11 protein-coding genes are annotated in these 15,293 nt (G+C 73.1%); 2 read left to right on the top strand and 9 right to left on the bottom strand.

Annotated elements, in window-relative coordinates; translation table 11 throughout:
• The first annotated feature begins 35 nt into the window (after positions 1–35).
• Positions 36–533 carry a YbaK/EbsC family protein gene (locus tag WFJ17_RS06995; RefSeq protein ID WP_336648032.1) on the top strand — a complete coding sequence of 166 codons (498 nt, stop codon included), beginning with the start codon at positions 36–38 and terminating at the stop codon, positions 531–533.
• 78 nt (positions 534–611) lie between these two features.
• On the top strand, positions 612–1,766 hold the full coding sequence (locus WFJ17_RS06990) for an acyltransferase family protein (protein ID WP_251448431.1): 1,155 nt from the start codon (positions 612–614) through the stop codon (positions 1,764–1,766).
• Positions 1,767–1,833: 67 nt separating this feature from the next.
• Here WFJ17_RS06990 and WFJ17_RS06985 read toward each other — a convergent pair whose 3' ends face one another.
• The 9 genes from WFJ17_RS06985 to WFJ17_RS06945 form a co-directional block, all read right to left on the bottom strand.
• Positions 1,834–4,272, bottom strand: coding sequence for an HAD-IC family P-type ATPase (locus WFJ17_RS06985; protein WP_336648031.1), 2,439 nt, complete (start codon positions 4,270–4,272; stop codon positions 1,834–1,836).
• 5 nt (positions 4,273–4,277) lie between these two features.
• Positions 4,278–4,964, bottom strand: coding sequence for an SDR family NAD(P)-dependent oxidoreductase (locus WFJ17_RS06980; protein ID WP_336648030.1), 687 nt, complete (start codon positions 4,962–4,964; stop codon positions 4,278–4,280).
• A 211-nt stretch (positions 4,965–5,175) separates the two neighbouring features.
• Complete coding sequence (locus tag WFJ17_RS06975; protein WP_251448422.1) at positions 5,176–6,495, bottom strand: MFS transporter; 1,320 nt, start codon at positions 6,493–6,495, stop codon at positions 5,176–5,178.
• Complete coding sequence (locus WFJ17_RS06970; protein ID WP_251448419.1) at positions 6,492–7,079, bottom strand: winged helix-turn-helix domain-containing protein; 588 nt, start codon at positions 7,077–7,079, stop codon at positions 6,492–6,494. Before WFJ17_RS06970 ends, WFJ17_RS06975 begins: the two co-directional genes overlap by 4 nt.
• Positions 7,080–7,160: 81 nt before the next feature.
• Positions 7,161–7,865, bottom strand: coding sequence for an ABC transporter ATP-binding protein (locus WFJ17_RS06965; RefSeq protein ID WP_336648029.1), 705 nt, complete (start codon positions 7,863–7,865; stop codon positions 7,161–7,163).
• The gene (locus WFJ17_RS06960) at positions 7,862–8,797 is read right to left on the bottom strand and encodes an ABC transporter ATP-binding protein (protein ID WP_251448413.1); all 936 of its coding nucleotides are present in this window, start codon (positions 8,795–8,797) and stop codon (positions 7,862–7,864) included. Before WFJ17_RS06960 ends, WFJ17_RS06965 begins: the two co-directional genes overlap by 4 nt.
• Positions 8,798–8,853: 56 nt before the next feature.
• On the bottom strand, positions 8,854–11,511 hold the full coding sequence (locus WFJ17_RS06955) for an FtsX-like permease family protein (protein ID WP_251448410.1): 2,658 nt from the start codon (positions 11,509–11,511) through the stop codon (positions 8,854–8,856).
• On the bottom strand, positions 11,508–13,859 hold the full coding sequence (locus tag WFJ17_RS06950) for a hypothetical protein (protein WP_251448407.1): 2,352 nt from the start codon (positions 13,857–13,859) through the stop codon (positions 11,508–11,510). Before WFJ17_RS06950 ends, WFJ17_RS06955 begins: the two co-directional genes overlap by 4 nt.
• Before the next feature lie 123 nt (positions 13,860–13,982).
• Entirely contained in the window at positions 13,983–15,251 is a 1,269-nt protein-coding gene (locus WFJ17_RS06945; protein ID WP_251448478.1) for an MFS transporter, read from the bottom strand.
• Between the last annotated feature and the right edge of the window lie 42 nt (positions 15,252–15,293).

Here is a 15,293-nt window from a genome sequence, read left to right as displayed (position 1 = left end):
CGCACCCCTGTCGGGCGCTGTGCGAGCATGGTCGCATGACCGAGCAGCAGACGAGCGCGCCCCTCCCCGAACGCAGCCGGATCGTGCAGGAGCACGTGCACGCCGCGGGACTGGCGTCGCAGGTGCGCGAGCTGCCGGATTCGGCCCGCACCGCCGCGCAGGCCGCCGCGGCCCTGGGCTGCGAGGTGGGAGCTATCGGATCCAGTCTGCTCTTCCTCGCCGACGGAGAGCCGCTGCTCGTGATGACGAGCGGACGGCACCGCGTCGACGTCGACCTGCTGACCGCCGCGGTCGGGGCCCGCGCCGTCGCGATGGCGCCCGCCGCCACGGTGCGCGAGGTGACCGGACAGGCCATCGGCGGCGTGGCGCCGGTCGGACATCCGGCCCGCGTGCGCACGGTCATCGACGAGGCGCTGCGCGACTACGACGTCGTCTGGACCGCCGGCGGCACGCCCCACACCGTGATGCCGCTGAGCTTCGACGAGCTGGTGACGCTCACCGGTGGCGAGGTCATCGTGGTCGCGGGCGACTGAACCACACGACTCGCCTTTTCGCAAGCCCCCAGGCGCGATCCAGGAGACGTCCAGACTCCGTGCCTACCGTGAAACGGGATGTCACAGAACGGTAACAGGATCAGTTCTCTCGACGGCCTCCGCGGCCTCGCGGCGGGGATCGTCCTCCTCCATCACGCCTCCTTGATCGCGCAGCCGTGGCTCGACCCGGCCGGCTGGGCGATGCTGACGCAGTCTCCGCTGAAGCTCCTGCTCGCCGGATCCGAGGCGGTCATGGTCTTCTTCGTGCTCTCCGGCCTCGTCGTCGCACTGCCCGCCCTGCGCTCCGGCTTCTCCTGGGCGCGGTACTTCCCGGCGCGCCTGTTCCGCCTGTACCTGCCGGTGATCGCCGCCCTCGGCGCCGCGACCCTGCTCGTCCAGCTGGTTCCCCGAGACGCCACGACGATGCCGGAGGACTCCTGGATGCAGGATGCACAGGCCACCAGCGTCTCGGCCGGAGACGTGCTCTCCCAGATGACGCTGCTGCGCTCCGACTACCCGATCGACAATGTGCTCTGGTCGCTGCGCTGGGAGCTCTTCTTCTCGCTGCTGCTGCCGCTCTACGTCTGGGTCGCGCTGCGGGTCCGGCGCTTCGTCCTCCCCGTCGCCGTGCTGACCGTCGTGCTGATGTTCGTGGGGCGCACCACCGGCAACTCCGCGCTCGCCTACCTGCCGGTGTTCCTGCTCGGCACCCTCATCGCGGTGCGCCTCCCCCAGCTGCGGGAGCTCGCGCACAACCCGCGGGCGACCCGTGCCCTCCCCTGGATCGCCGTCGCCGCCTGCGCGATGCTCATCGCCAGTTGGCTCGCACGCCCGCTCACCGCGGGCACGATCGCCGCCGATGTGCTCTGGGCGCTCGCCGGCGCCGGAGCGGCGCTGCTCGTGATCCTCGCCGTGATCTGGCCGCGCGCCCAGCGCGCGCTGAGCGTCCGGCCGATGCAGTGGCTGGGCCGGGTGTCGTTCAGCCTCTATCTCGTGCACGCGCCGATCCTGGCCACGCTCTGCTACCTGCTCGGCGCCGGGCAGTGGTGGCTGGCCTGTCTGCTGGGCGTGCCCCTCAGCCTCGCCGTCGCCGCGCTGTTCCACGCCCTCGTCGAGCGCCGGTCCCAGGAACTCGCGAGCCGAGCCGGATCCATCGGCGCGGCGCTCGCCGAGCGCGTGCAGATCCGCCGGATCGGCACCGCCCGGCGGATCGCGCTGGCCCGGGCGCGATGAGCGGCGGATCCGGGCGCGATGAGCGGCGGATCCGGGATCCACGTCGCAGACGCCGCCGTCGCCCGGCTCAGCCCGCCGCGGCCTCGCGGCGCTGGCGGCGCCGGGTGACCGCGGCGTACACGGTGCGGAGCACCGCTCGCGCGGCGTAGCGCACGCCGATGCCGGCCGCGCCGAACGCGCACCCGATCAGGACGGCACGGGGGTCGTGCAGATCGACGTCGAACAGGCGGGATCCGAACGGGGTGAGGATGACCACGAGCATCCCCCCGATCATGGCTCCGACCAGTCCGATCTTCCACGGCCGGAACGGTCGCGCCACGGTGATCAGCACGAAGAACGCGACGATGATCAGCGCGAGGAACGCCGTGGACGAGGTGAGCACGCGCAGGTCGTGCCCGGTGCCGAGCACCGCGCGCGCGGTGAGGTACGCCCCGTAGGACGCGAGCGCGGCGCCGATGCCGCCCGGGACGGCCGCGTCCAGCACCCGGCGCACGAACCCGTCCTGTGCGCGGGCCGTGTTGGGCGCGAGCGCGAGGAAGAAGGCGGGGATGCCGATGGTGAACCAGGCGATGAGGGTCACATGCCGCGGAAGGAAGGGGAACGGCACCGCCGTGACGGCGACGAGCAGCGCCAGCAGGATCGAGTACAGCGTCTTGGTGAGGAACAGCGTCGCGACGCGTTCGATGTTGCCGATCACGCGGCGCCCCTCGGCGACGACGTGCGGCAGGGTGGCGAACGAGTTGTCCAGCAGCACGATGCGCGACACGGCCCGCGCCGCGGGCGAGCCGGAGCCCATCGCCACGCCCACGTCGGCATCCTTGAGCGCGAGCACGTCGTTGACGCCGTCGCCGGTCATCGCGACGACGCGCCCGTCGGCCTGCAGCGCATGCACCATCGCGCGCTTCTGCGTCGGGGTGACCCGGCCGAACGCGGTGCGGGTCTGCACCTCCGCATCGAACCGCGCGGACTCGGGATCCAGGGTTCGAGCGTCGACGGCATCGCGACCGTTCGGGACTCCGGCCTCCGCCGCGATCGCGCCGACGGCGGCCGCGTTGTCGCCGGAGATCACCTTGATGTCGACGTCCTGCTCGGCGAAGTAGGCGATGGCCCCGGGAGCCTCGACGCGCAGCCGCTGATCCAGCACCACGAGAGCGGTGGCGACGAGGCCGTCGGGCAGACCGTCGCCCGCCGCGGCGGGATCGGGCAGCGCCGCATCGCTGCGGGCGAGCGCGAGGACGCGCAGCCCCTCCGACGCGAGCGCATCGGAGCGCGTGCGCACCGGATGCCCGGGCGGGAGCAGGACGTCGGGTGCGCCGAGCACCCAGGTCTCCACGCGTCCCGCACCGGTGCCGGCGCACTGCACCGCCGCCCATTTTCGGGCCGAGGAGAACGCAACCGAGGTCTGCACCGCGAGCGCCGGCGCCGTGGCGACATGCTCCAGGATCGCCGCCATGCTCGCGTTGGGCTTGCCCTCGGCCCGGCCGATCGCGGCCAGCGCCGCCTCGATCCGGTCGTCTGCGACTCCCAGCGGCTCCACCGACCCCACCCGCATGCCGTCCTCGGTGAGGGTGCCGGTCTTGTCCGTGCACACCACGTCGACGCGGGCGAGCTGCTCGATCGCCGGCAGGTCCTGCACCAGGCAGTTGCGCCGCCCCAGCCGGATCACGCCGACGGCCATCGCCACGCTCGTCATGAGCACCAGCCCCTCGGGAACCATGGGCACGAGGGCGGCCACGAGGCCGCGCACGGCGTTGCGCCAGTCCTCCGCATGACCCCAGATCTGGTTCACGATCGTGAGCACGCCGACGGGGATGAGCGCCCAGGTGACGTACTTGAGGATCTGGTCGATCCCGGCGCGCAGCTGCGAACTCGGCTTCCGGAACTCGGAGGCCTCCTTGGCGAGACGCGCGGCGTAGGCGTGCTCGCCGACGGCGGTCGCACGGAAGGCCGCCGATCCGGCGGCCACGAAGCTGCCGGACTTGAGCTCGTAGCCGACGCCGGCGAGCACGGGCTCCGACTCCCCGGTGAGCAGCGACTCGTCGACCTCGAAACCGGTGGCGTCCAGGACGACGCCGTCCACGGGGATCTGGTCCCCCGCGGCGACCAGCACGACGTCGTCGAGGACCACCTGCTCCACGTCGACCTCGGCGACTCCCGTGGCCCGCTCGACGCGCGCCGGCGCCTTGCTCAGCAGCGCCAGCCGATCCAGCGTGCGCTTGGCGCGCACCTCCTGCACCATGCCGACGACGCTGTTCACGATGATCAGCAGCCCGAAGAGGCCGTCGATGACGTATCCGGTGCCGAGGATCAGCAGGAGCATCACGAGGTAGATGCCGTTCACCCGGGTGAAGGCGTTCGCACGGAAGATCTCGCCGAAGCTGCGACTCGTCCGCGCTGCGATGACGTTCGCCTCACCGCGTGCGTGACGCTCGGCGACCTCCGCTGCGGTCAGAGGGGCGCGGCCGACGGCGACGCTCCCGGTGCCGGATCCGGCCGGGTCCGTCATCCCCGTCACGCCGGCCGGTCGGTCGAGATCCAGGGCGCCGTGAATGCGCGGACCCGGGATCCGTCGTGGTCGGCGAGCGAGACGCCCACGAACGCCGTCGCCGCCTCCGAGCTCTGCCAGCGGAACCGCACCTCCCCGGAGAGCGCGGCCGCGGCGATCGCCGCCCCGGCGTCGGCGGCCGACTGCGCGTTCGCGAACGCCCCCGCGGTGCGGGACGCGTACGCCTGCAGCATCTCCCCGTATGCACCGGCGTCCGTGGGCCGAACCGCGTTCTGCACGAAATCGCTCGCGACCGCGGCCGGCTCGATGACCCGCACGTGCACGCCGAACCGCTCGGCGACGGCGGCCAGCGACTGCATGAACCCCTCGACGGCGAACTTCGCCCCGCAGTACGCGTCGGCGAAGGGCTGGCCGACGGCGCCGCCGACGCTGGTCACGGTGAGGATCGTGCCGCGCCCGCGCTCGCGCATGCCGGGGAGCACGAGCTTGGCGAGGTGCACCGGCGCGAAGTAGTTGACCTCCGCCTGCGCGCGGATCTGGTCCATGGACAGCTGCTCGGCGGTGCCGACCCCGCCCTGCCCCGCATTGTTGACGAGCACGTCGACACCGCCGAACTCGGCCGTGAGCTCCTCGACGAGCCGTGCCGCGGCGGCGTGATCGGTGACGTCGAGTGCGCGGACCTCCAGGGCCACCCCCCGCAGCGTCGGCCGCGGTCCGGAGCCGATCGGATCGGCCGGTGTCGCGCATCGTCGCGATCACCCGAGCGCCGGCTTTCGCGAGCTCCACGGCGGCGTACATCCCCATGCCGGACGACGTCCCCGTCACCAGCGCCACTTCCCCGTCCCGGCTGATTTCGCTCATGCGCTCACCTTAACAGCGCGCCATCTGCCCGCGCTGGAGGAATCAGGCCGGATCCACGACGCCCGACCGGCCCCGCCGACCGGGGGCCCGCTCCTGGCGGAGCGCGGGCAGGTAGCACAGGGCGCCGAGGACGCTGAACGCCCCCGCGACGACGGTCGCCCACCCCGCCGACGTGGCACCCGCGACCGCGGTGAGCACCAGCAGCCCGATGCTGTAGGCACCGCCGGAGACCATCGAGTTGAGCGACAGGATGGTCGCACGCGTCGACCGGTCCGCCTCGCGGTGCAGCAGCGCCGCGTGCATGGGCCCGGCGGAGCCGTGCGCGAGATAGGTGAGGCCGTACCCGATGAGCAGCCCGACCACGCCGGAGGCGAGTCCCATGAGCACGACGAAGGCGCCGTTCAGGATCCGGCTGAGGATCGCCGTCCACGCCACACCGATCACGCCGCTCACCCGGCTCGCCAGGAGCGAGCCGACGGCGAACAGGCCCCAGGCGGCGGCGGAGGCGGGCCCGAAGACCGCTGCCGCGGCGTCCTCCCCGCCGAGGAACCCCTCCAGCTGCAGCGGCGTCAGCGTCTCGAAACCGATCATCGCCACCGACCAGAACACCTCGACCAGGACGAGCCCGGCGAGGACGCGGGACCGCACCGCCCGACGCACCCCTTCGACGACCGTCCGCGGCGTCTGCCGTGCGGCGTCGGCCATGACGGCGAGCGGCCGGACCGGCGCGTCGGTGCGCTCCGTGACGTCGTGCACCAGGATCACGACGAGCACCGTGTAGAGGATGTACAGCCCGATGGCCACGAGCATGGGCAGGATCAACGCGGACACCGCCCCCATCGGATGCCAGGCCACGAGGAGACCGCCGAGCAGTGCGCCCGCCGCGATCGCCACCCCGAGGGCGGTGCCGGCGCGCGCGAGAGGATGCGCGACCTCCGCCGCCGGGTCGTGCTCGTGCACGACATCGACGAACCAGGCCTCGAGCGAACCCGAGTCGAGCACGCGGAACACGCCCTGCAGCAGCAGCGATACCGCGAACAGCGCGTACGAGTCGGCGAGCAGGAACAGGATGCTGGCCGCGATCGCGAGCACTCCCGATGCGGCCAGCACGGGCCGACGTCCGAGGGTGTCGGAGAGCGCGCCGGTCGGGAGCTCCAAGGCGAGTGCGACGAACCCCTGGATCGCCAGGATCGAGCCGATCGCGGCGATCGACATCCCCCGCTCCAGGGGCAGCAGGACCGTGAGCCCGAGCGTGACGCCGACGGGCAGCCAACGCAGCGCGGTGAGCAGCAGCAGACGGCGCTCGGCCGCCGCGATCGACCGCGCCGCTCCCGCCTCCGACGGAGAGTCCTCCGCGTTCATGGCTGCGCCGGCGGGTCAAGGTCGACGGGGGTGCTCTGCACGACGAGCTGCACCCGTCGCGCCGAGGGATCCCCTTCGCCGATGCGGCGGTACTTCTCGGTCAGCGCATCGAGTTCTGCCTGGAACGCGGCGAGCTGGTCCGCGGTCACCGTGAGCAGCGTGTCGCCGAACCCGAGCTGGTCGACCCACTCGGCGGGCCAGGCCGCCTCGGCGTCGAGCCACTGCTCGGTGCGCAGCGCGTACTGCCGCACGTAGTCTCGTCGCAGCCAGCCGAGCGCGGTCTGCGCGTCCTCGTCGTCGGAGAAATCGGAGTTGCTCCAGGAGTGGAAGTCGGTGCTGGCCCGCCAGACCCGCCTCTTCCCCGCTCCCGCGCCGGTGTCCGTCACGAGGCCGACGTCTTCGAGGGCGCGGAGGTGATAGCTCGTCGCTCCGGTGTTGGTGCTCAGTGCGGCGGCGAGCTCGGTCGCCGTCGCCGGGCCGTGCATGCGCAGCCAGCCGAGGATCCTCGAGCGCAGCGGATGCGCGAGGACGCGCACGGCGCGCTCGTCGAGCCGCATTCCGACGGGGTGTTCCGGGTTCTCCATGGCCTCATGATTGCATGCACAGAATCTATGCACAAGTATTCTGCACAGGATTCCCGGCCATGCCGGACGCGCCGATGAGCCTCAGTGCCGCCCCGTTCTGGCGGCGAGCGCACGAGCACCCAGCTCACGCAGCGCGCCGTCGTGGAGATCCAGGACCCGGTCTGCGCGCGTGAGCATCGCGGGGTCGTGCGTGGCGACGATCGCCGCCGTGCCGCGCTCGTGCACGAGACCGGCGATGAGATCCATGATCTGGACACCCGTCTCGCTGTCGAGCTGCGCCGTCGGCTCGTCGGCGATCAGCACGGCCGGATCCATCACCAGTGCACGGGCGATGCCGACCCGCTGCTGCTGGCCGCCGGAGAGCTCGGACGGACGCTGGCGAGCGTGCTCTGCCAGCCCCACGGCCGTCAGAGCCCGCGCCACGCGCTGCTCGCGCTCCGCGACCGGCGTGCGACGGATGCGCAGCGGCACCTCGACGTTCTCCGCCGCCGAGAGCACGGGAAGCAGACCCGAGGTCTGGAAGATCGACGCGATCCGCTCTCCGAGCACGTGGCCCGTATCGCCGTCGGCGAGATCCCGGCCGTCCAACAGGACGCGCCCCGAGGTCGGGCGATCGAGCCCGCCCAGCATCGTGAGCAGCGTGGTCTTTCCGGATCCCGACCTCCCGGTCACCACCACGAGCTCGCCGGCGGACAGGGCGAGATCGACGTCGCGGACCGCCGTGACGTCGCCTCCGGGCGCCGCGAACACCCGGGTCAGCGCGTCGGCGCGCAGCACTTCGGTCATGTTCGCTCCGTCCCCTCCGCGCCCTCCGCGTCCTCCGGCGGATCGGATGCCTCGGGGGTCGACGCACCGGACGCGACCCGCACATGATCCGTCTCGAGGGTGAGACGCACCCGGTCGCGCAGCTCGAGCGCGGTCACGAACTCCCCCGGCAGCTGCATGCGCCCCGCCCGGTCCAGCACCGCGAACTCCTGCGCGACCCGTACCTCCCGGCCCTCGTCATCCGTCCGTGTGCTGCGCAGGGTCTCGGTCGACGTGCGGCCGTCGCGGATCCGGACCGTGCGATCCACGTGCTCCGACACCATCGGGTCGTGCGTGACGATGAGCGTCGTCACACCGTGCTCGGTGTTGACGGCCTTCATCGCGTCCAGCACATCTGCCGTGGTCCGCTCGTCCAGCTCGCCGGTGGGCTCGTCGGCCAGCAGCACGCGGGGCTCGTTCGCGAGCGCGACCGCGATCGCGACGCGCTGCTTCTGCCCTCCGCTCAGCTGCCCGGGGCGCTGCTCCGCGACGTCCGCGACGTCGAGAAGCTCGAGCAGCTCCCGCGCACGGGCGGCTCGCGACCCCGCAGGGATCACCTGCGCGACGCCGTGCGCCAGGGCGATGTTCTCCCGCGCGGTGAGATACGGCAGCAGATTGCGCCCGGACTGCTGCCAGACGAAGCCGACGCTGCGGCGTCGGTAGCGCAGCCGCTCGGCCGCGCGCATCGTGGCGAGGTCGTGGCCGGCGACGCGCGCACTTCCCGCCGTCGGCGCGTCCAGCCCCGCCAGGATGCCCAGCAGCGTCGATTTCCCCGAGCCCGAGGCGCCGACCAGCGCAACCATCTCGCCCGCCTGCACCCGCAGATCGAGCCCCTGCAGCGCCTGCACCTCGATCCCCTTCGCGGTGAAGATGCGCACGAGTCCCTCGCAGGCGATGTCGATGTCGGCGCTCATCCCGTCCCTTCCTCTCCTGTCATCGTCTCCTCTTCCCCTACAGCCCGCACCCCGGTTTAGCTCTCATCGTCGGCGACCCGGATCGCGTCGGCGCTGTGCACCCTCGTCGCGGCCGCCGCCGCGAGCAGCACGGCGGTCCCCGTGACCAGCACGAAGCCGATCACGGCCACCGTGAGCCACCCGAGAGGCATGCTCAGCGCGGGCGCGATCGATCCGCCCGTGAAACCGCGCAGATCCAGGGAACCCAGCACCAGCCAGGACATCGCCAGCCCGCACCCCACGCCGATCGGCACGGCGACCAGGAGCGCGGGGCCGACCTCCCACGCCACGAGCGGCAGTTCTCGGCGGCGCGGATAGCCCACCGCGCGCAGCAGCGCGAGCAGTCGCGCACGGGCGGCGGAGCCCAGCAGCAGCGTCTGCATGATGGCGAGCGTCAGCAGCACCGCCACGAGGACGGACGCCGCCACCAGCGCGATGCGCAGCGCCGATGTCGCCGGGTCTGCCGCGGCCTGGGCGACGATGTCCTGCGTGGTCGTCACGGTCGCCGTGGTGCCGAGCCGCGCGCCGACCGCCCGGGCGACGGACGAAGGATCCCGCCCCGAGCCCACCGCGACGAAGAGCCTCGAGACGAGCGGTGCGGAGACCCCGATCCGGTCGAGGTTCGCACGATCGACGATCACCCACTTCTCTGCAGCGCCGAACGGCGTGGGCTGCGCGGTGCGCCCGATCACCCGCACCTCGTGTCCGTTCACCGAGAGCGCGTCACCGAACTGCGCGAGCAGCGCCTCGGACGCCACGACGGGAACCGCGTCGCCGGCCGTCGTCTTCAACGACGCGGGCAGCGGGAGAGCCCCGTCGGCTCCCTGCTGCACGCGGACGAACGCGTCGCGATCGACCGCGTAGACCCGCACCCGGTCCTGAGCCTTGGCGGAGGAGCCCTGTCCGATCTCGTCGGCGTCCAGCGTCGCGATCGCGGCGACCCCGGGCAGCGTCCGCACGGCGTCGACCTGCTCGTCCTCGATGACCGGCATCGACACGGCGACGTCGGCTCCGGTCATGTCACGAGCGGTGCGCGCGATGCCGTCCGACACGGTCGCCGAGAAGGACACCGAGAACACCGCCACCGCGACCCCGATCACGGCGGCGAGGGCCGGCGCCGTCCGCAGCGCCGCGTCGCGGAGCGCGCGTGCCGGGCCGAGCAGCGCGATCAGGCCCGTGCGCCGTGCCGCGGACCGGTGCAGCCTGTCCAGCAGCAGCGGGAGCAGTCGCCGCGCGAGCACGGTGCCCGCGCCGCACACCAGCACGGGGACTGCGAGCAGCACCGGATCCACGCGGAGCGAGGGGCCGCGCCCGAGCAGGATCGCGGCGACGACGATCGCGAGCGCGATCACCGCGACCTCCGGCAGCACCCGCCGCCACGGGCGTCGCGCCGTATCGCCGTCCCGGGTCTCGGCGCGGGACAGCCTGCGCACAACGGCGAGCGGCACGGTTCCCGCCGGGATCAGCGCGAGCGCGGTCATGACGAGCACCGCGGGCGGATCGGGAGTCCGGCCCGCGAGGACCGCCCCGATCGTGCCGCCGAGCACGGCGCCGAGTGCGCCGAGCACCAGCGCCTCGCCGCCGAGCACGAGGATCAGCATGAGCCGCGACGCTCCGCGCGCGCGGGCGAGCGCCGCGGCGCGGGAACGGCGCAGCGCGACCTGGCCCCCCGCCAGCGTCAGCATCACGGCCGCCACCGCCAGCGGCCCGACGGACGCGACCGCGACCGCGGCCACGAGCGCGTCGCCCCGTGCCCGTCCTGCGTCGATCGCATCCGGGACCGGCGTGCGGAACGACAGCCCGCGGTCGAAGAAGTCGCCGCCGGCCACGAGATGCATCGGATTCGCCAGGAACAGCCGCAGCTGGCTGCTCACCGTCGCGGCATCCCCGGCGTCGATCGACCCCGTCCGCACCGGGATCCAGGAGAAGGTCGTCGTCTCGATGGCCCGGCGGCCCAGCACTCCTGCCTCCTCGGGCGCGAGGAATGCGAAGGTCTGCAGGATGATGTCGCCCGCCGGGCTGTACCGGATCGCCGGCGTACGGGCGCCCACGAGGATGTCCCAATCGAGATCGGTCCTCGGCCGGGGCTCGACGAGCCCGACCAGCGTGACCCCCAGGTCCTGCCGATGGCGGACCTCCCCGACCCTCCAGTCCAGGCGGCGCGCGGAGTCGGCGGTAAGCACGACCTCGATCCCCTGGGCCGGATCCGTGACCCGGGGATACCTGCCGCTCACGAGGGTGCTGCGCTCCTCGATCCCCGGATCCATCGCGAGCTGCACGAAATGCAGGGGCACCGTGCGGTCGGTCGAGAGCGCGGATCCGCCCCACAGGCCGACCACCCGCGGCTCTGCCAGCACGTCCCGCAGCGGGGACGGCTGCCGCTCGCGGGTCTCCTCGGCCGCCGCCAGCAGGCCAGGCCAGACATCCGACCTCGGTCCGTCTTCCGCGCTCACGCCGGGGATGCCGGACTGCGTCGCGGTGAGCGTGCGCCCGACCGCGGGGGTCTCCTCGATCTGGTGCTGCACGGTCGCCGTGCGCGCCCGATCGATGAGCGGAGGCACGAGTGCGGCGACGAGGCTCAGCGCGGCGACCGCGAGCACCAGGAACGCCGACAGCAGCGGCGCGGTGAGGACCGTGCGCAGGACCACTGTCGCAGAGCGGGGGTGACGGGTCATGCGCCGATCCCCCACATCACCGGCAGCACCGCCGCGGTCACGAGCAGTCCCGCGGCGACGCCGCCGAGCACCCCGGCGAGGGCGATGCCGAGCACCTCGCCGACGCGCGCGGTGCGCTGTCTCGCCGCAGTCAGTCCGAGCGCCCGCAACGCGACGCGCTCCTCCGTACGCCGGCTGCGATCGACGGCGACCGCGACGGCGAAGCCGAGCGCCCCGAGCAGCGCGGCGCCGAGTGCGCCGACGACGAGCACGAGCACGGATGCGTCGGTGACGGGGGCGACGCTCACCGACCGCGCCGTCAGGATCGTGACGGGGTCCGTTGCTCGCGCCCGGATGGCTTCGGCGACCGCAGCCGGATCCGAGGCGGCGATCCACAGCCCGTTCGCGGTGATCCCGTCCGCCGCCCGGAGCGCAGAGGCACGCTCGGCGAGGATGCCGAAGCCGGATCCGATACCGGGGAGAGCGGCGACGACGGCGACGACGTCCATGTCGACGGGAACGCCCTCCGGGCGCAGCGTCGCCGTGAAGCGCGTTCCCGCCCGTGCTCCCAGTCGGTCCGCGAGCGTCTGCGTGACCGCGATCGGTAGTGCTCCGGTGTCGCGGTGGAGGGCGGCCGGAACACCGGCGGGCAACGTCAGGGCGGTCGAGTCCGCCGCCACGAACGCGACCGTGTCCGCGCCGACCTCGGCGTCCCTGCCGAGCACCTCGGTGGCGCGCGCGACCGACGGCAGCCGCGCGGCCTCGCCCGCGCTGAGCGGCGGTGCGCTCTGCACCCCGGCTGTCGCCCTCACATCCAGCCCGAGTCCCGCGCGCACTGCGGCGCGATCGGCCTGCGCAGCGAGCGGGCCGGCGCCGACGGCGAGCGTGACGGAGCCCGCGGCCAGCGCGGCGCAGAGGATCGCCACGGCCGTCGCCCCGGCCCGGCGGGCGATCTGGCGCAACGGAAGCACGGGAACGATCCCGCGCCCTCGTCGCGCCACCCGCTCCGCGAGTGTTGCGATCAGCACCGCGAGCACCGGCACGAGCAGCGCGAGCGCGAGCAGCGCCGCGGCGCCGGACGCCGAGGCCACCGGGTCCGCCCTGCCGCCGGCGTCGAGCACGCCGCCCTGAGCGAAGAGCTGCCAGAGGGCGAACCCCGCCACCAGCGCCGCGAGGAACGCAGGCAGCAGCAGGGCGACCGCCATTCCACGGCCGGCGTCCGCACGGGTCGCCGCGGCGGTCGCCGAATCGCGCGCCGCGGCGACCGCCGCGGCCACGACGGCGGTGAGCACGGTCGACACGGCCACCACAAGGGTCGTCGACGAGAACGGACCCCACGGCAGCAGCAGGAGCAGCGCGGCGACGACGCCGACGCCGGACGCGCCCCCGGCCTCGACGGCCGCGCCGCCGGCGAGGTCCCGCACCGCCGCGCCGCGCGCCCGCAGCAACCGCAGTTCGTCCCGTCGGCCGGACGCGAGCGCGGCGAGGATCACGATCAGCGCGATCGCACCGAGCAGCACGATGATCGCGGTCGGCACGGTCATCGTGCCGCGGGTGACGGTGACGGCCCGGGTCGCGCGATCGAGCAGCGCAGCGAGACCACCGGAGACCGTGGTGTTGGAGCGGTTGTCCGGGTCCACGGATGCGGCGAGTCCTTGCAGCCGGACGAGCCCTGCGCGATACGCGTCGAGGCGGCCGGCGGTGAGCACCGTGGGCCGGATGGTCCAGGTCACCGACGGCGTGGTGGAAAGCCGCCCCAGGGTGTCGTCGGTGACGAGCACGGGCCCGGCCGCCCCTCCGGAATCCCCCGAGGCCACCGCGGGATCGCCTGCCCACACGGGGTCGGCGGGGTCGTTCGCGGTCCAGATCCCCACGACGGAGACCTCCGCGGCCGCGCCCGCCGGGTCGGCGCCGAGTGCGATCCGATCCCCGACGCGCCAGCCGCGCCGCTCGGCGGCGGCCGCGAGCACCGCCGCCTCGCCCGCGCGCGACGGCCAGGCACCGTCGACGAGCGAACCCCGCTCCATCGCGTCGGAGCCGCTCATGGCCTGCATCGCATCCGGATTGCCGAGCGAGATGCCGCTCACCGCCAGCCGGGCCACGGCGACCGGAGCCGCGCCGAACGCCTCGGCGATCGCCGAGCGCACGGCGCGGTCCTGCGCGCCGGCGTCCTCCGACTGGAGCGCGGTGACGGTCGCGACCTGCGTTCCGGGCTCGGCGCGACCGGCCATCGTCCGCAGCCCGTCGTCCACGAGCCGTGCCGACAGCACCTCCATCCCGCCGACGCCGAGCACGACCAGGAGCGCGGAGAGCATGACGAGCAGGAGCCGCGCGGTCTGCTGCCGCGCCCGTCTCACCGCAAACGTCATCGTCCTCGCCCGTGTCACCGCTGTATCGCGCTCACCGCCGGATCGGCACCGATCCGAACAAACGCGCTCCTCCCATCCTGGAGGGGGCGCGCCGGAGCCGCAATGACGGCCTCGGGCGGGCGCTCAGCGCGTCTCCGCCTCGGCGACGTCCTCCTCGACCGCGACCCCGTTGGCCGATGCGGGCACCCGGCGCTCGAGAGCGAAGGCCAGCAGGCAGATGAGCACCGAGCCGACCACCATCGTCACGATGAACCAGGTCTGCCGGCCCTCGCCGAGGAGCAGACCCGCCGCGATCGGCCCGGCGATGGCGCCGCCCTGGAACGCGGCCGCGTTGATCGCGTTGTAGCGCCCCCGGCTGCGATCGGACGCGAGGTCGTTGTAGATCGCGGGGACCGTGGGCTGCAGCATCGTCTCGCCGAACGCGAACACCCCCATGAACAGCAGCACCCCGATGGCCGCCGCGAGCGACTTCGGCAGCAGCCCCGTGAGCCCCAGCAGCACCCACGAGAGCCCCCAGACCAGGGTCATGATCTGCATGACCCTGGTGCGCCGGTGTCCACGGATGAGCTTCAGCACGGCGAACTGCAGCAGCACGATGACGGCGGTGTTGACGGCGAAGGAGAACCCGATCACCTGCGTGGAGACGCCGGACACCTGTCGCGCGAAGGCCGGGAAGCCGCCCTCCATCTGCCCGTAGCCGATGAACACCGCCAGGAAGGTGAGCAGCGTCAGCCACAGCACCGCCGGTCGTCGCAGGATCTGCCGGTACCCCTCCGCCGGCTCCTCGTGCGGCTGGGCCGGATCCGCATGCGTGCGCACATGCCGCAGCGGTCCGAGCAGCAGGGCCATGGGGATGAGGGAGCTCGCGGCGTCGATGAGGAAGATCGCGGTGAAGGTCTCCGGGCGGTGGACGTCGATGAAGAAGCCGCCGACGATGCCGCCCACGCCGATGCCGAGGTTGACGAGCGCGAAGTTCACGCCGAAGTACTGCTGGCGGAGGTCTCCATCGACGATCGCCGCGATCACGGAGTTGAACCCGGGCCAGGAGACGCCGAAGTTCACGCCGATCAGCACGAGCGCGATCGCCGCGACCGCCGGTGTCGTCGCGAAGGCGAGCAGCGCGCACCCCGCGATCATCGCCATGAGCCCGGCCAGAAGCACCCGTCGTGCGCCGTAGCGGTCGATGAGGGTGCCTCCGGGGCCCGTCACGATCAGCCCGGTCACGGCGATGATGCTCATCAGCGCGCCCGAGACGCCCAGGTCGAAACCGCGCACCTCGTGCAGGTAGATGATCGTGAAGGGCAGGGTCAGCCCGCGACCGAGGGTCTGGATCGCGACGGTCGACAGCAGCCAGCGGCCCTCGGTGGGCAGGGCGGTCCAGAACGTTCGCATACCGGTCACCGCACAAGTCTGCCCGAGGCCGCCGACATCGCT

Source organism: Microbacterium sp. MMO-10, assembly GCF_037148715.1.
Taxonomy (GTDB): Bacteria; Actinomycetota; Actinomycetes; order Actinomycetales; family Microbacteriaceae; genus Microbacterium.
This window is presented reverse-complemented; position numbering and strand designations above follow the sequence as displayed.